Annotated in this window: 19 protein-coding genes; 3 read left to right on the plus strand and 16 right to left on the minus strand. The window is 42.6% G+C overall.

Annotated features, from left to right (window positions below; translation table 11 throughout):
* The first annotated feature begins 249 nt into the window (after positions 1-249).
* Together ACT3QR_RS01710 and ACT3QR_RS01715 are read left to right on the plus strand one after the other, a co-directional pair.
* Positions 250-744 carry a hypothetical protein gene (locus tag ACT3QR_RS01710; protein WP_444519662.1) on the plus strand — a complete coding sequence of 165 codons (495 nt, stop codon included), beginning with the start codon at positions 250-252 and terminating at the stop codon, positions 742-744.
* A 244-nt stretch (positions 745-988) separates the two neighbouring features.
* Positions 989-3,973, plus strand: a complete 2,985-nt coding sequence (locus tag ACT3QR_RS01715; RefSeq protein WP_444519663.1) for a LysM peptidoglycan-binding domain-containing protein — start codon at positions 989-991, stop codon at positions 3,971-3,973.
* A gap of 155 nt (positions 3,974-4,128) precedes the next feature.
* On the opposite strand, the gene ACT3QR_RS01720 is transcribed toward ACT3QR_RS01715, so the two are convergent.
* Together ACT3QR_RS01720 and ACT3QR_RS01725 are read right to left on the minus strand one after the other, a co-directional pair.
* Complete coding sequence (locus ACT3QR_RS01720; RefSeq protein ID WP_444519664.1) at positions 4,129-5,337, minus strand: transglycosylase SLT domain-containing protein; 1,209 nt, start codon at positions 5,335-5,337, stop codon at positions 4,129-4,131.
* Between the two features lie 1,181 nt (positions 5,338-6,518).
* Entirely contained in the window at positions 6,519-7,343 is an 825-nt protein-coding gene (locus tag ACT3QR_RS01725; protein ID WP_444519665.1) for a Nif3-like dinuclear metal center hexameric protein, read from the minus strand.
* Between the two features lie 347 nt (positions 7,344-7,690).
* Between ACT3QR_RS01725 and ACT3QR_RS01730 the strand changes: the two genes are divergently transcribed.
* Positions 7,691-9,016, plus strand: coding sequence for a S1C family serine protease (locus ACT3QR_RS01730; RefSeq protein WP_444519666.1), 1,326 nt, complete (start codon positions 7,691-7,693; stop codon positions 9,014-9,016).
* Between the two features lie 167 nt (positions 9,017-9,183).
* Here ACT3QR_RS01730 and yfaE read toward each other — a convergent pair whose 3' ends face one another.
* The 14 genes from yfaE to rpoD form a co-directional block, all read right to left on the minus strand.
* Positions 9,184-9,453 (minus strand): class I ribonucleotide reductase maintenance protein YfaE, encoded by a 270-nt coding sequence (yfaE, locus tag ACT3QR_RS01735; RefSeq protein ID WP_444519667.1) that lies wholly within the window; start codon positions 9,451-9,453, stop codon positions 9,184-9,186.
* Between the two features lie 52 nt (positions 9,454-9,505).
* Entirely contained in the window at positions 9,506-10,639 is a 1,134-nt protein-coding gene (nrdB, locus tag ACT3QR_RS01740) for a class Ia ribonucleoside-diphosphate reductase subunit beta (RefSeq protein WP_444519668.1), read from the minus strand.
* 96 nt (positions 10,640-10,735) lie between these two features.
* A complete protein-coding gene (locus tag ACT3QR_RS01745) occupies positions 10,736-11,107 on the minus strand; it encodes a hypothetical protein (protein ID WP_444519669.1) in 372 nt (123 codons plus the stop codon).
* A gap of 67 nt (positions 11,108-11,174) precedes the next feature.
* Entirely contained in the window at positions 11,175-11,381 is a 207-nt protein-coding gene (locus tag ACT3QR_RS01750; protein ID WP_444519670.1) for a hypothetical protein, read from the minus strand.
* A gap of 417 nt (positions 11,382-11,798) precedes the next feature.
* On the minus strand, positions 11,799-12,026 hold the full coding sequence (locus ACT3QR_RS01755; RefSeq protein WP_444519671.1) for a hypothetical protein: 228 nt from the start codon (positions 12,024-12,026) through the stop codon (positions 11,799-11,801).
* Positions 12,027-12,243: 217 nt separating this feature from the next.
* Positions 12,244-12,420 carry a hypothetical protein gene (locus tag ACT3QR_RS01760; RefSeq protein WP_444519672.1) on the minus strand — a complete coding sequence of 59 codons (177 nt, stop codon included), beginning with the start codon at positions 12,418-12,420 and terminating at the stop codon, positions 12,244-12,246.
* A gap of 133 nt (positions 12,421-12,553) precedes the next feature.
* Positions 12,554-14,830, minus strand: coding sequence for a class 1a ribonucleoside-diphosphate reductase subunit alpha (gene nrdA, locus ACT3QR_RS01765; RefSeq protein ID WP_444519673.1), 2,277 nt, complete (start codon positions 14,828-14,830; stop codon positions 12,554-12,556).
* 502 nt (positions 14,831-15,332) lie between these two features.
* Positions 15,333-15,623, minus strand: coding sequence for a YbeD family protein (locus ACT3QR_RS01770; RefSeq protein ID WP_444519844.1), 291 nt, complete (start codon positions 15,621-15,623; stop codon positions 15,333-15,335).
* 271 nt (positions 15,624-15,894) lie between these two features.
* A complete protein-coding gene (locus tag ACT3QR_RS01775) occupies positions 15,895-16,821 on the minus strand; it encodes a bestrophin family protein (RefSeq protein ID WP_444519674.1) in 927 nt (308 codons plus the stop codon).
* A 325-nt stretch (positions 16,822-17,146) separates the two neighbouring features.
* Positions 17,147-17,455 (minus strand): ArsR/SmtB family transcription factor, encoded by a 309-nt coding sequence (locus ACT3QR_RS01780; RefSeq protein WP_444519675.1) that lies wholly within the window; start codon positions 17,453-17,455, stop codon positions 17,147-17,149.
* Between the two features lie 540 nt (positions 17,456-17,995).
* The gene (locus ACT3QR_RS01785) at positions 17,996-18,496 is read right to left on the minus strand and encodes a DUF2798 domain-containing protein (RefSeq protein WP_444519676.1); all 501 of its coding nucleotides are present in this window, start codon (positions 18,494-18,496) and stop codon (positions 17,996-17,998) included.
* Positions 18,497-18,529: 33 nt separating this feature from the next.
* The gene (locus tag ACT3QR_RS01790) at positions 18,530-19,324 is read right to left on the minus strand and encodes a siderophore-interacting protein (RefSeq protein ID WP_444519677.1); all 795 of its coding nucleotides are present in this window, start codon (positions 19,322-19,324) and stop codon (positions 18,530-18,532) included.
* 16 nt (positions 19,325-19,340) lie between these two features.
* A complete protein-coding gene (locus ACT3QR_RS01795; protein ID WP_444519678.1) occupies positions 19,341-19,784 on the minus strand; it encodes a MarR family winged helix-turn-helix transcriptional regulator in 444 nt (147 codons plus the stop codon).
* 341 nt (positions 19,785-20,125) lie between these two features.
* Positions 20,126-22,051, minus strand: a complete 1,926-nt coding sequence (gene rpoD / locus ACT3QR_RS01800; RefSeq protein ID WP_444519679.1) for an RNA polymerase sigma factor RpoD — start codon at positions 22,049-22,051, stop codon at positions 20,126-20,128.
* Between the last annotated feature and the right edge of the window lie 478 nt (positions 22,052-22,529).

Consider the following 22,529-nt stretch of genomic DNA (forward strand, 5'->3'; position numbering starts at 1 on the left):
GACATAATCATTTGAGCTAGGATTTTCAGCATAAGTCCTCAAGACTATTTGATTTGATAGCCTGTTTTTCATTCGCAATAATTACACAGGGTGTCACATGACTGTGAGAATTCGATGATAGGCTCGGCATATGATATGAGTACACTAATATAGATATATCTATACAGATACACTGCCAAAATAAATGATAAAAGAGCGTTAATCGTCAATATATGACACTAACGAAAAAAAATATCGCTAAGGATTATCATGAAAAAATTATTGGGAAATGGGTTATTAGCTTTATTGGTGAAAAGTGCCAGCATCACTGCAATTGTAGCAGTAGCCAGCACCATTAGTATCAATGCACAAGCGGCTACCATGACCGAGGATTTGGTACAGAACTATGCTGCAGCAATGAAAGCATCAGCGAATAGTCAAAGCATCAATCAGGTATCACGCCTAGTATCGGATGACGCGCTTATTTCTTTATCTAGAAAAGGTAAGTCTACTAGTTTAGATAAAGACGCATATTTAAGGCTGCTTCAAAATAGCTGGAATGATACGTCTAATTATCGCTATGATATTTCTGTAGAAAACGTGGTGATTACTGGTTCACAAGCCAAAGCTAATGTGACGACCAATGAGAGCTGGGTAAAAGATGGTCAGCAGGTATCGTTTGTCACTACATCTCATGTGACTTTGACCTTGTCTACTGGTAATGCAGTGCTGTTACGAGCAGTATCACAGGTGGCTATTAACTGAGTCATTATTGACTATGTAAGGCAAAGCAACGCTATTGTTAATATAGACAATAGCTGATTAAGCTAGCTGTGACTTTGACTCATAAAAATGTTTAGTTAGCTAAGCAGTCATTACTTAGTTTTATAGGCTACTCGAACGTCTATTATTATCTTTTATATTAGGCTAGTTTTTGCTTTATATTGCGTACTATACTATCCATCAACTTTATTTTATTCATTTCTGTCGTTAGGAAGCTTCCAATACCATGTCTACTGTGCTATCACATTCTCGCTCATTTATTGCGTTGCCATTGACGCTTGCGGTATCCACTTTACTGATTAGTGCGTGTAGCAATACATCAGCAGTAAAAAACAACGGTGCGGCCAATAGCTCATCTGTCATCACCAAAAGCCCTACCAACCAAGGGACAAATACAGGTAGTGCAGACTACTCAACGGCGTTTTTGGACGCAGAGAGTTTAGATGAGTTGGCTGACCTGTTGGAAGCCACTGATATGACAATGGTAGAAGGTAACAAGCTTGCCATTCAGCAGTATGGTGATTTGTGGAACCGTTTGCGCGCAGGCTATCGCATGAATGGTGGCAAGCCAATCTATAATCAGCGTATTGAAGGCCAAAAAAGCTGGTTTACCAGTAGACAGGATTATCTAAATCGTCTAACTGCGCGTGCCAGTCGCTATATCTATCATACGGTAAGGGAAGCGGAGCGTCGCAACATTCCGACAGAGCTGGCCTTATTGCCAGTTATCGAGAGTTCTTACGATCCTAGCGGTACTAGTAGTGCGGCAGCCGCAGGCTTATGGCAGTTTATCCCAAGCACGGGCCGTATTTATGGTTTGAACCAAAGCAGCACTTATGATGGTCGCCGTGATGTTATCGAGTCGACACGTGCTGCCTACGACTTCTTGACAGCGTTGCACAACCAGTTTGGTAGTTGGGAGCTAGCATTAGCTGCTTATAATGCTGGGCCTGGCCGTGTACAAAAAGCAATTGATGCCAATGCAGCGCGCGGACTACCAACAGATTATTGGTCACTTCAACTACCTACTGAAACGATGAACTATGTACCGCGTTTCTTAGCTGTTGCCGAAATCGTTGCCAAGCCTGAACAGTATGGTGTGTATCTACCCGCTATCGCTAACCGTCAGCATTTCCGTAGTGTACCTGTTAATTACGGTGTGAGCTTGTCTGAAGTGTCACAGTTGACTGGCGTTAGCTACGATGAGCTAGAGCGTTTAAACACTGCACTGACTTCAGGCCGTGTTGACTCTTCGGGTCCGCAGCGTGTCATTATTCCAAACGATGTTAGTCTCAATACTGATGCTAAATTAAGTGGGCTCAGAGGCAATGGCACAGGCAATGTGCTTGCATCGACTAATACAGACAGCTCAAGTACGACAGCGACCACGCCAAGCTACAATAACAAACCATATAGTGCTTCATCGCTACCGTCTACTGGTAGCGCATTAGCTGATTATGCAGCTAGCGCAAGTGTACCTCAGCAGACCACAAGCTATATTTCACCGTCTGCCACATCAAGTAGTTCTGTAGGTAGTAGTAACTCCTCAGCTCGTACAGAGCCACCACTGACGACTGCAGAAACTAACAAAATCAATGCTGAGCTTAAGAGCAGTAACAGTCTACCGACTACGTCCGCTCAGATTACTCAGAACAATACGATTGTCCAAGAACCACCACTTAGCAAAGAAGAGCGTGATTTCATTGCGAGTCAGATCCGTAGAAGTACTTCTGAGACCAATGTCATCAATGCTGACGGTAACATCAATTTATCAGCCGTACAGACGCAGCAGTCTATCTTAGAAGCAAGTGGTGAAGAGAAAAAACTTAGTTTTGCCAAAAATACGGTAAGTAAGTCAAAACCACAAGGTACTCGTACTACCTATACAGTAAAACGTGGCGATACGCTTTCTAATATCGCGAGTCGAGCAGGAGTTAGCTGGCGTGAAATTGCAGAATGGAACCAAATAGATGCCAGTGCCAACCTGCTATCTGGTAGTACGCTGTACTTATACGATGCTAAGACCATTGAGCCATTAAGTACTGCTAACAACGCAGCTGCTAGTCAGCCTGACAGCTACGTCGTAAAAAGTGGTGATACCCTTATCGGTACAGCAAATCGTTTTGGTTTGTCAGTTACCCAGCTAGCCAGCTATAACAACCTTAGTAGCCGTGCTGATCTGTTAAGGGGCCAAAAACTATGGCTCATACCAGGTAAAGTTACTGCACCTAAAACTACACCAGCAGCACCTTCTACCAAGCCGAGTCAGTCAAACAGCGCGACTAAGAACTATAGAGTAAAAGCAGGGGATGGACTGATTGCATTAGCACGTCAATTCAATGTGTCGACAGATACTTTAGCCAGTCTCAACGGTATCAATACTAAAAGTTCGCTATATGTTGGTCAAACGCTTAAAGTACCAGCCAGCGTCGATTTTGATGCTGTAAATACTACAGGTGCTAGCAGTAGCAACAGCTCAAGCTCAGTGGCTACCACCAGTTATAAAGTAAAATCAGGTGACACACTGATTGGTATTGCTAACAGCATCGGAATTAGTGCAACTGAACTGGCTGCGGTAAACAGCAATTTTGATGCAAAAGCCCGTCTGCAACGTGGCCAAACGATTAAAGTTCCTGCTTCTAAAGAGTTGGTTGACCGTCAGTTAAATGATAAAGCGGTCAGTTACAAGGTAAAATCAGGTGATACGCTAACGGGTGTCGCGAGACGCTATAATATTGGCTTAAGTGATTTGGCATCAGCAAATAATCTGAACACTAATTCTAATCTTATACTGGGTCGTACTATCACTATCCCTGCTAGTGGCAGCGTCGTAAGTACATCTACTAGCAGTCAAAGCAGCAGTTCTGCTAGTAGCAGTAGCAGCTCAGCAAGTAGCGGAACAAAACTGAGCAACACCGAAAGTTATAAGGTGAAATCTGGTGATGGCCTCATTGCTTTAGCACGTCGGTTTGGCGTATCGGTAGAAGACTTGGCAACAACCAACAATCTAGCGACTAATGCTCAGCTACAACGCGGGCAAACACTAAAAGTGCCAAAAGCGACAGTAAGCTATACGGTTGGCTCGGGTGATAGTTTGATTGGCCTAGCACGTAAATATGGTGTCTCAACGCAAGAGCTAGCTGATATGAATAATATCGCAGCCAATACTATGTTACAGCGTGGTCAGCGTTTAACCGTACCTAATCGTTAATCAGTATTTTATTATCGAATGATGTTTAAGTAGGTAGTACTAAATCAATCGTATCGCACAAAAAAGCTGCTCTTTATAAGAGCAGCTTTTTTTATTGCAAAAGAATAACTTACTGTAAGAAGTCAGCTTACAAGCCGTCTATTACTATCTGTAAATTAGACAGTCTGAGTTTTAATAGTCTCAAGATAGCTTCTGATATTGCTGACATAGTGCATAGCTTGACCATAGCGGCTATTCGATGCTCTATTGTCTGCTAAATAAGCATAGACGTTTGCCCAGCTCTTATCATCAATACCTTGATCTCGTAATTCGCGTTGGATTCTTTTTACTGCATTGGGACCCATGTTATAACCTGCAAGGGCAAACCAGATACGGTCAGTTTTTGGCACATCAGCAAAATCTGCTTTCACTTGCTCTAAATAACGTGCGCCACCGCCAATACTTTGATAGGGGTCAACGCGATCTGAGACGCCCATCGCTTTTGCGGTATTGTTGGTCAGCATCATCAATCCGCGTACACCAGTCGGCGACACAGCGTTGGCATCAAGATGTGACTCTTGATAGCCCATCGCGACCAGTAGTTCCCAGTCGTGATTGTAATTGCGTGCTTGCTCTTCAAACGAAGACTGATAGTCAGGTAGTTTTTCTGTCAACGTTCTCTGAAAATGATCCTGACTATAGGCATCTTTTAGCAAGTTTTGGTTGTAAAATGCGGCAAGCTTTTGTGTGTTTTGCAGCTTGATGCTATCGCACAAAAAGTAACTGGCCTTTCTTGATAGTGGATCATTGGACGAGCTAAATGACCAACTTACCTTGGGATGTAGACCATTTTTAGTCAGACTAGAATCATAACCACAGCTGACATTGATAGACGAGAGGTTTAGCTGACTTTTTAACTTAGTGCTAGCAGTAGTCAGCGCCATATCAGCATTACCTGTTCTTAATGCTTTTAGTGCCGCTTCTTCACTGGCATAGGCTTTTAGATTGATATCGACACCAAGCTCGTCGGCATACGTGCGCACCAGATCAAAGCCAAAACCGTGTTGGAAGCCATCGGTCGCAAAGTAAGTGCTATCGCCTGGCACCGCAGCAATGGTCAAGGTGTTTTCCAGCATGACATTGTCATAGGCTGGTACTGATGTGTTTATGGTCGTCAAACTCTCAGCGGGTAAAGAGAGTAGGGCGATGCTAGAGATTTGTGCCAGCTTCTTGGTTCTGGCAAAACGATTAGACGCAGTAGGGGTAAAGGATGAAACGATGTTACTTTTGGTGTTTAGTAAGCGTTTAGATGGACGCAGTAAATAAGAAATACGGCGTTTGGCCCCTTGCGCAGATACTTTTACACGATAAGTAATACGCTGCATGGATGTCTCCTGATTTTAGCCATCCTTCTTACCGCAAAAACACGTACAAATATATATGCATAATATTGATATATATCGATATTGTATTTTAAATAGAGTGGCATTTTTAATAGGATAAATGCCGCTCTATCTTGTTTGACTATAGCGCCACTAGCGTACTCTCTCTAAGAGTTAGTGGGATAGTTTGTCGTCAGCCAGCTATCGATATGTCATAAAGCGTTATAAACAGTATTCGTAAGTATTGGTTTAAAATACTAAACGCATAACAACGCGAAGGATATACATCAGATGATTCCTTCATCGATAACTAAATATGGCTAGTGGCCAAACAACTATATATCAAACATAGGTAAGGTCATGATTAAGTTATTGAGACAAAGACATAATTTGAAACATTGATGTAAAGTTTTGCCAATGAGGCAAGTACATTCATCTATTTTAACTATGCTAACTTTGATGGCTGGCTAACCTTTGAATCACTAATATTAAATTACTAGTAATAGGGTAGCTGGCTATTAAAGTTGTTTGTCCAGCGACGAGGATAAATGAATAACCAAGATTGATAGCGTATAGCTGCTTATCAAAATGACCATGTCATACCGTCATCGCGACACTAAAAATAAAAAAATACCATGCTGCTAACGTTTATAGTGCAAACATAGTATCTTAATGGGTAGCGGTCTAAAGTCTTATCGCTGATATAGCATGATAAAATCTTAAACAACTACCAGCGTCATTTTAGTGCCACAACCGGAAGCTGTAATAATGGGAAGTTTCATGACAAAACTTACTGTCTTACGGGTTGTAATATGCGGTTACTTCTTGCATTATTCAAGTGGAGTTAAGAAAAAAACGATAAAACTTAACAATTAAGCTATAAACGGATAATTTTTCAGGTATTTAGTACGTAATAATCAGAAATAGAATAATCAAGCTTAAATAGAAGCAATAATAAACTTTATACTTATAAAATAATTACAGCTGCTATTAAGTTTAGTTTGGTTTTTGAACTGTTTTCCTGTGCAACTAGTAGCTGTTTAGACTACTTTTTAAGGTAGCTACTCTAGCAGCTACTTTATGAGTAACTGTATGTCAAATAGCCACTCTATCAAAAACCTGTCTATAACCTATTGCTCTATAACCCGTCATTGCATAAACAACTACGTTATCAGCAGCATGATTTATGCTGGATTTTCGATATCAATAAAGGTAACTGGTAAACCAAATTTTTGAGCGACTATCTCTCCCAACGCTTGAATACCGCCACGCTCTGTCGCATGGTGACCACAAGCAAAATAGTCAACACCAAGCTCACGCGCGCTATGCGTGGTACGCTCAGATATCTCACCAGAGATAAACGCATCACAGCCCATAGCAGCAGCTTGCTCAATCATATCCTGCGCACCGCCTGTACATATCCCCACACGTTCTATCAGCCTAGCATCTGTCTGGGCAGAGGCATCTGCATGATACTCAGCTGCAATATGTAATGGCGAGCGGCCTAATGCCTGAGTAATGGTGGCAATGAGGGCATCAGCACTTTGTGGTGTACAAGTGGCGATATTGCCTACAGGGTGTGACTCGGTAGGATAGAGCGCACCAATGATTTTCATATCTAATACATCAGCAAGTTTTGCGTTATTACCAGAGAGAGGGTGGGCATCCAGTGGTAGGTGATAGCCAATCATAGAGATACCGTGTTGCATCAATTTTCGCACGCGTCGACCTTTCATACCAGTGAGCGTGGCAGGTTCACCTTTCCAAAAATAGCCATGATGCACCATAATTGCATCGGCATTGTCAGCGATGGCAGCATCGATTAGGGCTTCACAAGCCGTTACGCCAGTGACAATACGTTGAATCGGTCGCCCACCATCGACTTGTAGGCCATTTGGTGCATAGTCTTTAAAAGCACTGGCGGATAAATAGTCGTCACAGAATTGTGTCAATGTCTGAGCACTGATGCTCTCATTGGTAGAGTCAGCTGCCATATTATTTGCAGTCATTATGTTTTCCTATCGTCAATAAAATATATGTCGTAATAAAGTGCTGTGGATTGAGTCAGCAAGAATTATGTATTATCTATCATATTTGAGGGTGTCTGGTTTTAAAATTCTAGCTTTATAAAAGTTATTTTAACATGCCGTTGTAAGCAAGCAGACAAGCTGGATAACTGAAATGGTACACGATACGTTACTATTTAATGGTATTGCGGTTATAATTTATACTTGTGAGTATGTCTAGCTATAGAGCACTTGACCATCCTATGAATGGCTCAATACTAACTAAGCCGCTAGCATTATCTCATGTCGTTCTTCAATGTCCGTTTGCATTAAATTTATAGAGGTTGTGTATGTCGTCATCCCGGAACACCAATAACAAGACGTCTTTATTAAAATGGTTACCTTGGGTCTTATTGCTGATAGTATTGGCAGCGTTTATCTGGTTGTTCACGAGTATGAAGTCGACGTCGGAGGCTACATGGGAGCCGCCGAGAACTCCGCCTGAGGAGCAGCAAGCGTCTGAGACAGTATCGGACACGCCAGAGCCAATATCTTCTTATCATGATGCAGTGGCACGCGCATCGCAGTCTGTAGTCAATATCTACACGACCCAAACGATGACAGAGCATCCTTATATGGATGACCCCGTACTGCGTCGTTTCTTTGAGTTCCATGGTGGCCCATCACAAGAGCAGGGCAATACCAACTTAGGCTCAGGGGTCATCGTATCAGAAGACGGCTATATCGTGACCAATGCCCATGTCATCGAAAAAGCAGATGAAATCACAGTCGCGTTCAATGATGGTCGTAAAAACCGTGCCAGAATCATCGGTACAGATCCTGATAGTGACTTAGCCGTGATCAAGGTTGATATGACAGGACTGACGCCACTTGGCTTCCGCGAAGATCCGATTCGTGTAGGTGATTTGGCACTAGCGATTGGTAATCCATTCGGTGTGGGTCAGACAGTGACACAAGGCATTATCTCAGCGACTGGTCGTACTGGACTGGGTGTTAATAAGTTTGAAGATTTTATCCAAACGGATGCGGCGATTAACCCAGGTAACTCAGGCGGTGCACTGGTTGATGCTCGTGGTGAGCTGGTCGGTATCAACACTGTCATATTCTCGCGTTCTGGTGGCTCGATGGGTATTGGTTTTGCGATTCCAACAGCGCTGGTTGAGCAAGTGATGAATGCACTTATCAAAGATGGCCGTGTAAGTCGTGGCTGGTTAGGTATCGAAATTCAGTCACAGCTACGTGACCCAACGCAACTTGAGACCTCAACAGGCGTGGAAGTGCTAAACGTCATTGATGGTAGTCCAGCAGCAAAAAGTGGCCTACGTGTTGGTGATATCGTACTGACTATTGATGGTGTCGAAATGACAGACGCCAATACCTTGATCCAGTATGTGGCTCGTAAGCCGCCAAACACTGAGCTAGATGCGCAAATATTGCGTCAAGGTCAAAATGCCCAAGTAAAAATCACCTTAGAAGAGCGTCCAGCACAAGAGCCGATTGAACGTCCTGTCGTATTGCAAAATGAAAGCATGGGCGGAATGAATCAGCCAAATATTCAAAGCGATGAAGAAACGCCAATGATGTCAAAGGCAGAGCGTGATCGTATGCGTGAAGAGCTGATGAAACTGTTTGAGCAGGATGCTACAGCACAGTAGGGTGTCTTGATAATATGTGCTATCTGTTAGCACATTGATTTAGTCGATAGCACGAAAAGCGCGCTCCTTATCTAAAGGAGCGCGCTTTTTATTGGCGTAAGTTTTAGCAAAGATGATTTCTGTAAAGCTAATTGTCGTAAGCTTAGTATTTTGCTTCTATCATTCCACTAGGACTTTTCAATTGGGTCATGATTGATATGAATAACCCCTTGCACACGGCAACAGCAAGGCAAGATTTCATCGTCTTCAATCATCGCCAGTGGGTCAAATGGATAATCGACCGTATGCGAGCTGGCGATACGCTTGACTCGGCAGCTACCACAGTAACCTTCGCGGCATTGATAATTGACATCATGTCCAGTGCGCAGCAGACCATCAAGCAGACTTTCATCATCATGCAAGTAAAATTGCTGTTTACTGGTCATTACCCACGTCATAATTCATCCTATTGGGAGATGTCTTTGCTATTACTACTAAAATCTAAAAGTATTACAACTCAAAGTCATCAAAATCACTGTCTGATAGGTCAGAGTCAATCTGACCAACCAAGTACGAGCTAATCTCAGTCTCTTGCGGTGCGACTTGCACATTGTCAGACGATAACCACGTGTTGATCCACGGGATTGGGTTTGATTTTGAGTTCGGGAACGCCGCTGGCAAGCCGACGGTTTCCATACGCAAGTTGGTGATGTATTCAATATATTGGCACAGAATGTCTTTGTTTAGACCTATCATTGAGCCATCTTTGAACAGATAACCTGCCCATTCTTTTTCTTGTTCAGCAGCCTTGCGGAAGATTTCGATGCTTTCTTCATAACACTCTTCGGCAATCTCGACCATCTCAGGATCGTCACGACCGTTGCGCATAAGGTTTAGCATGTGCTGTGTACCCGTCAAATGCAGTGCTTCATCACGAGCGATTAGCTTAATGATTTTGGCATTGCCTTCCATCAGTTTACGCTCAGCAAAGGCAAACGAGCAAGCAAACGACACATAGAAACGAATGGCTTCTAAGACGTTGACCGCCATAATGCACAGATACATCTGCTTTTTCAGTGATTTCAAATCAACCGTGACTTGCTCGCCATTGACGTTGTGTGTACCTGGGCCATACAGGCTATATAACTGTGAGTTACGGTACAGTTCATCATAGTACTGGGCGATATCAGAGGCACGGCCTAAGATGTGCTCGTTTTGCATAATGTCATCAAAGATAATATTTGGGTCATTGACGATATTACGAATGATATGCGTATAGCTGCGTGAGTGAATAGTCTCAGAGAACGACCATGTCTCAATCCATGTCTCAAGCTCAGGGATAGACACCAGCGGCAGTAGCACCACGTTTGGACTACGACCTTGGATAGAGTCGAGTAGAGTCTGGTACTTGAGGTTGCTCAAAAATATATGCTGCTCATGCGAGGACAGATTGCTAAAATCGATACGATCCTTTGATACATCGACTTCTTCTGGACGCCAAAAGAACGATAGCTGCTTTTCAATCAGTTGCTCAAAGATAGGGTGCTTTTGTTGGTCATAGCGTGCCACGTTGACTGGCTGACCAAAGAACATCGGCTCTTTTAGCGCATTGTTTGGCGTTTGAGAAAAAATCGAGTAAGTCATGGGACTGCCTTTATAATTGATACGGTTATTAATTTATAGGGGTTTGACTGGTTTTAATTTGATGCTATGACACATTTTGGTTTTTAGTTTTTTAGCTTAGAGGTTCTCTAGCGATATCTGTGACGACTCTTGCCCATCGTTCATATAGGCTTTGAATATTTCGCTCAGTTCACTATCATCAAGCGCTTCTAATTCATCAAGTGCGCTTTTGCGTAGGGTGCTTACATCAGACTCTTCCGCTGCTATTTTTACGTCTTTTTTAGCTGCTCTCGATGCTGGTTTTTTGGCTGCTTTCGCCACGGATTTTTTGGTGACGGCTGTCTTTGGTGCTTCATCTGCACCTAACTGCTGACGCACCGCTGCAATATCAACCTCGACTTGTACGATATGCGAGCCACCATCGTTTAGGTCTGAAAATACGTTTGGGATAAACAAACCACCGTCTTTGATGATTGCAGTATATTGCACATGACCTCCGTCGTTTTAGTTCTGTCTGTAGGTTTTCATTATAGCGGTAGCCAATCCCGCCTACCGCTTATATCTGCTTAGCCGCTGGCGTGCAGTCTATCGTGTCTGACCGCATTCCTGTTGTCTCGATACTACGTTCAGTCACAGACTGCATCGCCATCGTTGTCAGCAGGATATCGCTATAGTCGGGGCTAAACGACCATGTTGGAGCATCTTTCTTTTTTCTTAACGATTCTTCTGTTTGTGCGTAATTTGTAGGGTATGCCTCGCGCACCCTACAAAATATCCGCTTTCTATGATTTTGAGTAGGTTGGTGTCGAGGTGCGAGACCCAACAAAGACTCAAACCGTTGGGTTTCCTTCGTCAACCCAACCTACGTGCTCAAGTAAGATTTAATCGACTAGAAGAATTTAGTGACTGTTCGAGAAACGAGACTAGTTCAGTAAGTGTGTTTTGGCGCAGAATCGTCATTGAATCATTATAGTCAACCCAAAGGTCAATTTGTGCATTGTTTGGAGTGTTATCGTTGTCTATGTAAACTTGCATAAGAACCTTATCATCTTGAGGTTCTCCTTGAATTCTAATATTCATTCTATATTCCTTTGAAATTCAATAGGTACGTGTTGAAACTATAAAATTAGGTGTAGGCTGTTGCTTGGCCTCAACCTACACTCGTCATAATTTTGAATACCTATATTATTCTTTTAGCGTAGTTGCCTTTGACTTTTTTACTAATATAACTATTTAAGCCATCTCCAGATTTCGCGAGTCTTTTCATCTCTTCGATATCAGTGACCCCAGTTGATGCATAATTATATAAGTAAGCTGCGCCTGTTTTGAAACGCACAGTAATTGAGTCGTTACTGATTTCATAAGCACCTACACCTGAATCGTTATTTAAATCACGATATGTTTCCATATGCTTTCACCTCTCGTCTAAGTTTGTTTTAAAGGATGACTATTACTTCATCGATTTTCTTGGACAAGTGGTATGGTTTAAATTAGAATGACGTCTCTCTAGAGGTTATTCTATTGCCAAACCACTTGTGGATGTCGATAGTCTCAACTTCCTGATATTGAATATTGGCGTATTCAGTATCTCCGATGGCATTGGTGATTTATCATCAATGCCATTTTTATCTTCTACTATCTACCTCCTGTGCGACTCCTTTATAACTACCTTTCATACCACTCATAAATTGACCTGTAGTAGCGTCTCTCTTAAGCGAGTGCTTAGGGTTGCTAGGATGCTTCATTTGAGTTCGAGCTGTTACCGAACCTCTGCGAGTACTACGGCCTGTATTTTTAGCCATAATTAATTTACCTCTCTATGGGCTAGTTTTAGTTATTTTCTGCTATTTATATTGCCATTTTACCTCCTTTGTTTGCCATAAAAGTAGTTAACACGCTCTCTGTACTTCAACAGAGAACGTGATAACTAAAACTCTAAATCTTACATGCACCACCAGCACAATCATCTTCCATATCCGCTTGGGCGTCGTTCGCACCATCACGAGTGTTATGGTAGTACAACGTCTTCACACCCATTTTATAAGCGTTTAGCAGGTCTTTTAGCAATATTTTCATCGGTACACGGCCACCAGCATAACGAACTGGATCATAGTTGGTGTTGGCAGAGATACTTTGGTCGACGAACTTCTGCATGATAGCGACCAGCTTTAGGTAACCATCATTGTTTGGCATTTGCCATAGTAGCTCGTACTGATCTTTTAGCTTGTCAATCTCAGGCACGACCTGCTTTAAGATGCCATCTTTTGACGCTTTGATAGAGACCAGACCACGTGGTGGCTCGATACCGTTAGTCGCGTTGGCGATCTGACTAGAGGTTTCAGACGGCATCAAGGCGGTTAGGGTAGAGTTGCGTAGACCGTGCTCAGTGATCTCGCCGCGTAGCGTTTCCCAATCTAGATGTAGCGGCTCTTGGCAGATTTTGTCCAAATCAGCTTTGTACGTATCAATCGGCAAGATACCTTGTGAGTACGTAGTTTCATTGAACGCAGGGCACGCGCCTTGCTCTTTTGCCAATTTGTTTGACGCTTTTAATAGATAGTACTGTAGTGCTTCAAACGTTTGATGCGTCAGACCCAATGCTGAGTCGTCTGAGTAGCGTGCACCATTCTTAGCCAAGTAGTAAGCATAGTTAATCACGCCCACACCGAGCGTACGGCGACGCATACTGCCGTTTTGAGCCGCTTTTACTGGATAGTCTTGATAATCGAGCAGGGCATCAAGCGCACGGACGATTAGCTCAGCTGGCTCTTCGATGTCGCTAACGTCTTCAACTTTACCCAAGTTGACCGCTGATAGCGTACAAAGCGCGATTTCGCCTGCTTCGTCATTGATGTTATCAAGTGGTTTGGTCGGTAGGGCGATTTCCATACATAGGTTTGACTGGCGAATCGGCGCAACTGTTGAATCAAATGGGCTATGGGTGTTGCAATGGTCAACGTTTTGAATATAGATACGACCAGTACTGGCGCGCTCTTGCATCATTAGGCTGAACAAGTCTGCTGCTGGGATTTGACGGCTACGTACGTTAGGATCGTTTTCGTACTTGGTATATAGCTCTTCGAATTTGTCTTGATCTTCAAAGAACGCATCATACAAACCTGGCGTGTCACCTGGTGAAAATAGTGAGATGTCCTGCCCTTTGATTAGGCGAGTGTACATCGTTTTGTTCAACTGTACGCCGTAGTCCATATGACGCACACGGTTGTCTTCGACGCCGCGGTTGTTTTTGAGTACCAGTAACGACTCAACTTCTAAATGCCATAGCGGGTAGAATAGGGTCGCAGCACCGCCACGTACGCCACCTTGTGAGCAGCATTTAACCGCAGTTTGGAATAGCTTATAGAATGGGATACAACCAGTATGCTGCGCTTCACCGCCACGGATAGGGCTACCAAGGGCACGGATACGACCTGCGTTGATACCGATGCCAGCACGCTGTGATACATAGCGTACGATGGCGCTGGTGGTCGCGTTGATAGAGTCTAGGCTATCACCACATTCGATGAGTACGCATGAGCTAAACTGGCGCGATGGCGTACGCACACCTGCCATGATAGGCGTTGGTAGTGAGATTTTGAACTGTGAGGTCGCATCATAGAAGCGTTTGACGAAATCAAGACGATCTGATTTGTCATATTGGCTAAACAAGCACATACCGACCAGGATGTACAAGAACTGCGGACTCTCGTAGACAGTTTTGCTTACGCGATCTTGTACGAGGTATTTACCAGCCATTTGCTCAACAGCCGCATAAGCAAGATTCATATCGCGCCAGTGATCGAGATACGCTTCTAACTCATCGAATTCAGCACGGCTATAGTCCGCTAGGATATGCTCATCATACTTGCCAGCTTCCGTTAGAGTCTGAACATGGTCATATAGATGCGGCGGCGTGAATTTGTTATAAGCAATCTTACGTAGATGGAAGATGGCCAAACGCGCAGCCAGATATTGATAGTCTGGCGTGGTTTCAGAGATTAGATCGGCAGCAGACTTGATGATTGTTTCGTGAATGTCGCGAGTTTTGATACCTTCATAAAACTGGATGTGCGACTTTAGCTCGACTTGTGACACAGACACATTTTCCAAGCCATCTGCGGCCCACGCTATCACCTTGTGAATTTTGTCTAAATCAATAGGCTCTAAACGTCCATCACGTTTGGTTACTTGGATTTTGTCAATATGTGTCATGCTGGCCTCTATTTTGATTGCTTATTGTGATGCTACGCGCCGAGTGGGCGGCAGACATTCTTTATAACGCTATTATACTGGGTTGTGATAGGTCGTTTTTTGGACAAAAGGCTACCACTACTCATAGTGACGGTTAAAATCACTGAGTACTACATATAGCGTGTTTGTTAATTGGTAGGCACAATATAGCGGGAAAATTTTGAAAATACTATATTGATTTTAGAATAAAACTATGTTGCTACAAGGTTGTAGGCAGTCCAAATTTTGGCAAAGGACGATGGGATAAGGGTTAGACGCAAATGAGGTCAATAATAAAATTTTTGTAAAAATTTCGTGACGATTTGCTTTTCATTCTCTCGGTTATTGTCGGCTGATAATGGGAGTCATGGCGGCAATAATGCGGGCGCAGATTGTACATCAAACCACAAAAAATCGCCACCCATATGTTACTACTAATGAGTGACGATTTGGACTAAAAAGTCGTTAAAGTTTTCTATGCGACTTATAAAACGATACGAACCGTTTTTGCATTATCCAGTGACGCATAAAGCGTATTCACTTGCTCAGCAGCCGTTAGGTATAAATTGACCCGTGCCGAGTGAAAACGACCCGTTTTAGACGGTTTAACTTCGATAGATGCCAAATCAAAGTCAGGGAATTGGCTACCCAAGATGAGCTTTATCTCATTAAGCAGACCCTCACGCTCGCCTTCATGACCGATGATGCTGAGTGGGTAGTTCATCGGAAACTCCCAAAGCTCTGGATTTTGAATATCGGTCTTTTTACCTACCAATGCGCCTCTATTTGGCGTCAGGTCAGTGACTTTCACTGATGGCTGATCGTTGGTTGGGCTATTTGCGCTTTTGTCGACGTTATCGTTGTTGTCTTTTGAATCATCACTCATGATATGAGCCTCGCTTTTATTAAGATTTAGCTATTAAATTAAGAGATTTATTGGCTATTTATAGTGGTGCTGACCTTATTATTCAAGTGCAATGCTGGAATACGGCAATGACTTCGATCGAAAAGGTTCGCCCCTTATTATCATTCTCTGTCGCAAATAACTACTGCAAATAACTGTTGATAGGTGCGATCTCAGGCGGGATGTCCGTCTCTCCCATAGCGTCTAATAAGTTGATTTCAATCGTGCGCGATAGTGCCATCAATGGCAGCTGATTAGACGCAAAACCAAATGGCTCTTCTAGCTCTTCACTAAGGGCGTCTAAACCGAAAAAGGTATACGCAATGACAGCGCAAATGAGGGGCGTTGCCCAACCGAGCGAGGCCACCAAGCCAAAAGGCAAAGTAATACAATACAGGTAAGTCGTACGATGCACCAATAGCATGTAAGCAAACGGCAGTGGCGTATAATGAATACGTTCGCAAGCTGCCAAGACAATCGTCATAGACGTCAAGCGCTCGTCCATATTTTGTACCATCAGCTCCGACGATAACTGTTGACGACGTACATCACCGAGCTGCTTACCTAATAGACGCATTAGATAGTCAGGTAGGTTTCTCGCTTGACGCATGCTGTCATGATGGGCCGCTGCGACAAAAGGTTCGACATCTTCCCAAGGTGAGGTACCGCGTAGTCTGTGGCGAACAGCGTGAGCAAAGGCAATGTTCAGATGAATCATCGAGCGCTGAGCGTCACGTCCAGTTTCAGTATCATCGTCTACAAAAGACAGCACTTGACGAGTAAAGCTACGAGAATCATAAACCAATTGTCCCCATAGTCCGCGCGCCTCCCACCAACGTTGGTAGCTAGCGTTATTTCGAAACCCCAAAAACAACGACAGTGCAATCCCTAGCAAGGTAAAAGGCGCCATACCATAATAAGGAAAAGAGTCGGGGAGCCAATGTTGTACAACCGTTATGACTGTACTAAGAATAGCGATGAGTAAAATTTGCGGATAGACTTTTGGAATGACTGACCCGCGCAGGGTAAGAAATATCTTAAGGGCGTTTGGGGTTTGCCGGACAATCATGCGAGTTCCCTAGCGACGCAGTGTGTAAATACACTATTATTTGTAGGGTATGATTCTAATATAGAATTAAAATCTGTAAAGCCTAAAAGTCTATAAATTTATTCAAACAGAAAGGTAGGGTGATAACTCAAGCTGGATAATAAGGATAGCCAAAATAGTTAAATTCTTGGCAAAAAGTAGAAAGTAATAGGTCGTCAAAAGGAAGGGATAGATAGAAAGAATGTCATTAGTTTGGATGACGTAGTACCGAATAAGTTAATCGTAATATTGGAATATTTAGATGTATAATAGTGAAGTGAAATAATCTAAAGATGATTAGAAATTTTTAAAGCTTTAGCAGCTCTTTTTCAACTTCGTTAAGAAAGGCTTTGATATTGGCTTCGTGGCGCTGATAAAACGTCCATTGTCCATGGCGTTCAGAAGTAACCAACCCTGCTTTTTTTAACACACCCATATAGTTTGAAATGGTTGATTGTGACAATCCTGACTTTTCTTGAATGTAGCTGACGCATACACCATCCAAATCAGCATGCTCTGGTAATGAGGCTGGAAAATTTGATCTGTCTTTCAACCATTTTATTATTTGACGACGCATAGGGTTGTTAAGTGCAGATATTATGTTTTCTGTATTCATAAAATATTTGATATCGATACCTAGTTAATAATCAACAACTGTCAGAGATAAGCACTAGGTGCTTAGCTTGCTCATTATGGTGCTAAACAAGAAAGCAGTGTAAGGTCTATATAGTGTTAATACATTGATTTTATAAAAATAAATGACTACTGTTAGGACACCGCGCGCAAACATCGGTTATTCCTGAACTATACTTTTATATGACAGTAGATTATACAGTCAAAATTAGCTTAATTATGGCAGTTGTACTGTCTAGTCATCGGAATATTGTCGAATAATATCAATATGTGATTGGTAAAGCAGTCTGTTTCAAGTCGAATTTAACATTAAACGTTGTTAAGGCCTGCTTATTAAATAAACGTTATTCTCAACATCCCGAGCAGTAAGATAGTATTAGAAAGCTTCTAATATGACAAGGGCGTGTTGAATATTCAACACGCCCTTGCTGTTTTACGTTCTTCAATTTTATTAAGCTTTTTTATTAATATGGTTAGCGTCGCGGTAGAGTGCTAAAAATTTAATAAACATGGTCGTGATATTTCAGCTTTTTAGAAAGGCCTCAATCTTTGGTTTAATAGTCATAGAGACAATGACCATTAACGCCAATCCTACTGGTAATGCAACTAGAAACCCTTCTAACCAACCGTTTAAAAATGCCGTTTGATTAGCAAAACCAATCGTCTTTGAGGCAGTACTAAAGGCCAACATAGACTCCATTATACAAGCCATCAATATACCTGTGATGAGATTGCGCTTGTACGCTTTGGTATTAGGTAGCTTGTGATTAATAAATTTTGTGACCAGACCCATTAGTAAGAAGCCAATCGGCATGATCGCATACGCCGCCAGTAGCGATCTAGACCAGTCTATAAAAAATGTATCGGAGTATCCAACATTCATATAGGTCATAACACCTGTTAAGAAACCACCTATGACAGTCATTAAAGCAAGTATTAATAACACTTTGTAGAGCAACGGTGTTTTTTTAGTGCCATCATTCTTAACGTCATCAATGAGCAGAGTTTCGGAATTTGCCGTCATAGTTATTTGCCTATCATCATAAGGAGTGATTAGTTAGTCGGTGTTTTTTTCTGCCTGTCGATCGCTTACAGATTGGTCTTCTGCAACACCTGCTTTCCAATAAGAAAAGGCATATAGCTCATCCTTAGACCACTGTTGCTCGACTTTTAGGTAATGACGAAGGGCTTTGACAGATGAGAATTCGCTAGCGATATAAGCAAAACGGCTCTGCTCTGCAGTTGGTAAATCGAGAGATTTTACTGTGTCGATTAATTGGCTGCCTTGCGTTGGATCTGGGTTATGTAACCATGTCATGGTGATATTGGCTGCTGTCGACAACTCTTGTTCATCTTCTGCACCGTGTACTTCGATGATGCATTGTCCAGTCGAACTGGCAGGCAAGGTTTCTAGTATTGAGCCGAGCACTGGTATCGCTGTGGCATCGCCAATCAGTAGAAAATTATCTGCATCAGGACAAAGAGCTTTGGTTTTAGGCTTCATTAAGATACCAATCTCGTCGCCAACTTCAGCATGAGTGGCCCAGCCTGAAGCGGGTGCCTCGTCACCATGAGCGACAAAATCAATCCAGATCTGTTGCTTTGCTACATCAGCGCCGCGATGAGTATAAGTGCGGACAACGAAAGTAGTATTGTCATTTAGGTCAATTGACTGAGCTTTATCGACAGGGATAAGCACTTTGTTGTTTGCGCCAACAGTCATGGTCGCAATATTGGCAATAGTATCTGCTTGGCCTGTGAGGTATATACGGATGTAGTGCGGAGTAATCATTTGTTTGTGATCAACAGTCATAATTTCGCGTACTGGTTTTTGATTTGTTGTGTTATTCATATGGATCTGTCCTTATTTATTTATCGGTAGTCTTGCTGTTGCTAACGTTGTCTATCATGGTGCGACTGACACGGAAAAACAGCGCAAGCTCTACGAGGCTCAAATCTTTTGTTAATTGCTGTCTTGTCCACTCTTCTGCTGCATCAAGCTTTGTCATAACTTCTTCACCTTTAGGGGTCAGCTGTAGTAATTGGCTGCGACCATCAAGTGGATTATCTGTCTTCAAGATTAGCTCAGCCGCCAAAAGGTCATTTAAGGCACGGGTGATTTGCGCTTTGTCCCGCTGCATGTGTTTAGAGATAGATAGCGCAGTACTGTTTGGGTTATAGCAGACGCCTTTTAAGGTTCTGATATTGGTCACGGACAACTCGACACCTTGCTGGCGAATACCTTCTAGCAGCAGATTGGTATAGGTATGCATTAATTGGTGTAGTGTTTCGCTCAATGAATTATTAGACATAAAAACTCTTAGATATAGTTGATTTAAGCAACTATATAGAATAATGTTGATAGTGTCAACTATAAAGTTATTTTTGAGAAAAGGATTCTATCTATAGTTAAATAGTATTGAATGAGAGAAGGTAAAAAAAACAGGGAGTACATTGAACAAGAAGCTTTTGGTTCAAGGGATTCTATGGCTAGAAAGCTCTATGCTTAAGAAGCTTTGTAATTAGAAAAAGGTGTGATTAATAAATTTTAGGATTAAGAAGCAAGCACAAAAAAAGCTGAGATAGACTCAGCTTTCTTATTTTTAGAAGTTATTAGCAGCTTAATTTCTAGACCCAATAGCTTCTTAAAGATTTAGTCATTTTCAAGGAAAGAACGTAGGTGCTCAGAACGTGATGGATGACGCAACTTACGCAATGCTTTCGCTTCGATCTGACGGATACGCTCACGCGTCACATCAAACTGCTTACCGACTTCTTCCAACGTATGGTCTGTTGGCATATCGATACCGAAACGCATCTTCAGTACACGTGCTTCACGCTCAGTCAGGTTGCCGAGTACGTCGCGAGTGGCTTCTTGAAGGCCAGCAGACGTTGCATCATCGACAGGGCTTGAGATCGTACCATCTTCGATGAAATCACCTAGGTGTGAGTCTTCATCATCACCGATAGGGGTTTCCATAGAGATTGGTTCTTTGGCAATCTTAAGCACTTTACGGACCTTGACTTCGTCCATCTCTAAACGTTCGCCTAATTCCTCAGGCGTTGGTTCGCGTCCCATTTCTTGTAGCAACTGACGTGAGACACGGTTTATTTTATTGATTGTCTCAATCATATGGACAGGGATACGAATGGTACGCGCTTGGTCAGCGATAGAACGGGTAATCGCCTGACGAATCCACCATGTTGCATAGGTTGAAAACTTATAACCACGGCGATATTCAAACTTATCAACCGCTTTCATTAGACCGATGTTACCTTCTTGGATTAGATCCAAGAACTGTAGGCCACGGTTGGTATATTTTTTGGCGATAGAGATAACCAGACGTAGGTTAGCTTCAACCATTTCTTTTTTCGCGCGGCGAGCTTTTGCTTCACCAACAGCCATACGGCGTGCCACGTCTTTCATATCGTGGATTTTCATGTCGAGCTGCTGCTCATAATCACGGATACGACGCTGTAATAAGATAACGTCATCAGTAACTTTTTCTAGCGTACCAGCAAATGCAGGCTTACCTTTGATGCGTTCAATCAACCAATCCACGTTGGTTTCATTGCTTGGGAAGGTCTTACGGAACTCTTCACGCGGCATACGACCACGGCGAATCACCAAACGCATGATTTGGCGCTCTTGCTTACGTACGTCGTCATAGACATCATGCATGATGGCCATAACTTGGTCTGACAAGCGGTTGTTCAATTTTAGCATCATAAAGCGTTCAGCAAGTAAGGCATACGCTGTATCCGCTTGTACACTACCACGACCATAGTCTAGCAAGGCTTGCTTAGCTTTAATAAATAGATGTTCGATTTCTTCTAAACGTAAACGAACTTCTTCTGGATCGAGACCGCTGGTTTCTTCTTCAGCTTCTTCTTCAACATCGTCTGCGTCGTCATCTTCGTCGTCATCTTCAAGCGCTGCTTTAGCATTGACTTTTGCTTTGACAACCGGAGGGTTTTCTTTTTCTTCTTTAAGACGTTCACGTTCTTCTCTTGCTGCCTCTTTTGCTTCTTGGGCAGCAATTTTGTCTTCTTCGGTTTCAGGGTCTAAGAAACCAGTGATGACATCAGACAGCTTTTTTTCGCCATCTTGTACTTTTTGATATTCATCAAGAACGAACTGTACAGTACCAGGCCAGTAAGACATAGCATGCTGCACATCACGAATACCTTCTTCGATACGTTTAGCAATGTAAATCTCACCTTCGCGGGTCAATAGATCAACTGTACCCATTTCACGCATATACATACGTACAGGGTCAGTAGTACGACCAGGCTCAGTTTCAACAGAGGCAAGTACTGCCGCTGCTTCGTCTGCTGCCATGTCGTCATCATTTGAGTCATCGTTCATCAAGATGTCGTCGGCATCAGGAGCTGCCTCAAAGATTTTGATACCAACATCGGTCAGCATTTGCACAATGTCTTCGATCTGATCGCTTTCGGTAATAGAGTCGGGCAGCTGGTCATTCACCTCAGCATAGGTAAGATACCCTTGCTCTTTACCCATTTGGATTAAGGTGGCCAGTTGAGATGTGGACTTAGAAACTGACTTATCGTTCATAAATACTCGCTTACTTGCATCGGACATTTTTATATTGTGACTCGCTATCGCTGGCTGGGTGCGTTGATCTTATCAGTCGATTGATCAAAATATGGCGTAGAGGTTGTCAATAATATCAAAAATGAGTGGATATGAATAAAGGCTCAAAACACTACAATAACAATGCTGAAAAACAGCTAAAAAATTAGAAAAGCTAAAAAACTTCAATTTCAATATAGTACTTAAAAGAATTTAATACTTAAAATAGTATCTAAAAATTGATACGTAAAAATAATACCTAAAATTTGTGCTTAACGATGCATGCTCACAATCATTCACCAAGCAGTGCTGTTAATATACAGCGGCACAGTTTAACACAGACCACAGTCGTCAAGCACGAGCTAGTGATAGCTATCAACCATTTTTTACTGATTATCTGCCATCAGTCAAATGGTTTGAGAGCGACTCATGCTACTGGGCATAATCATTAATAGTGGGG

The sequence above is a fragment of the Psychrobacter sp. AOP7-B1-25 genome (genome assembly GCF_052376195.1).
Taxonomy (GTDB): Bacteria; Pseudomonadota; Gammaproteobacteria; order Pseudomonadales; family Moraxellaceae; genus Psychrobacter.

What these genes read in the sequence shown, in the direction of transcription:
- ACT3QR_RS01710 (WP_444519662.1), top strand. Translation starts at nt 250, where the DNA reads ATGAAAAAATTATTGGGAAATGGGTTATTAGCTTTATTGGTGAAAAGT.
- ACT3QR_RS01715 (WP_444519663.1), top strand. Translation starts at nt 989, where the DNA reads ATGTCTACTGTGCTATCACATTCTCGCTCATTTATTGCGTTGCCATTG.
- ACT3QR_RS01720 (WP_444519664.1), bottom strand. Translation starts at nt 5,337, where the DNA reads ATGCAGCGTATTACTTATCGTGTAAAAGTATCTGCGCAAGGGGCCAAA.
- ACT3QR_RS01725 (WP_444519665.1), bottom strand. Translation starts at nt 7,343, where the DNA reads ATGACTGCAAATAATATGGCAGCTGACTCTACCAATGAGAGCATCAGT.
- ACT3QR_RS01730 (WP_444519666.1), top strand. Translation starts at nt 7,691, where the DNA reads ATGTCGTCATCCCGGAACACCAATAACAAGACGTCTTTATTAAAATGG.
- yfaE (WP_444519667.1), bottom strand. Translation starts at nt 9,453, where the DNA reads ATGACGTGGGTAATGACCAGTAAACAGCAATTTTACTTGCATGATGAT.
- nrdB (WP_444519668.1), bottom strand. Translation starts at nt 10,639, where the DNA reads ATGACTTACTCGATTTTTTCTCAAACGCCAAACAATGCGCTAAAAGAG.
- ACT3QR_RS01755 (WP_444519671.1), bottom strand. Translation starts at nt 12,026, where the DNA reads ATGGAAACATATCGTGATTTAAATAACGATTCAGGTGTAGGTGCTTAT.
- ACT3QR_RS01760 (WP_444519672.1), bottom strand. Translation starts at nt 12,420, where the DNA reads ATGGCTAAAAATACAGGCCGTAGTACTCGCAGAGGTTCGGTAACAGCT.
- nrdA (WP_444519673.1), bottom strand. Translation starts at nt 14,830, where the DNA reads ATGACACATATTGACAAAATCCAAGTAACCAAACGTGATGGACGTTTA.
- ACT3QR_RS01775 (WP_444519674.1), bottom strand. Translation starts at nt 16,821, where the DNA reads ATGATTGTCCGGCAAACCCCAAACGCCCTTAAGATATTTCTTACCCTG.
- ACT3QR_RS01780 (WP_444519675.1), bottom strand. Translation starts at nt 17,455, where the DNA reads ATGAATACAGAAAACATAATATCTGCACTTAACAACCCTATGCGTCGT.
- ACT3QR_RS01785 (WP_444519676.1), bottom strand. Translation starts at nt 18,496, where the DNA reads ATGACGGCAAATTCCGAAACTCTGCTCATTGATGACGTTAAGAATGAT.
- ACT3QR_RS01790 (WP_444519677.1), bottom strand. Translation starts at nt 19,324, where the DNA reads ATGAATAACACAACAAATCAAAAACCAGTACGCGAAATTATGACTGTT.
- ACT3QR_RS01795 (WP_444519678.1), bottom strand. Translation starts at nt 19,784, where the DNA reads ATGTCTAATAATTCATTGAGCGAAACACTACACCAATTAATGCATACC.
- rpoD (WP_444519679.1), bottom strand. Translation starts at nt 22,051, where the DNA reads ATGAACGATAAGTCAGTTTCTAAGTCCACATCTCAACTGGCCACCTTA.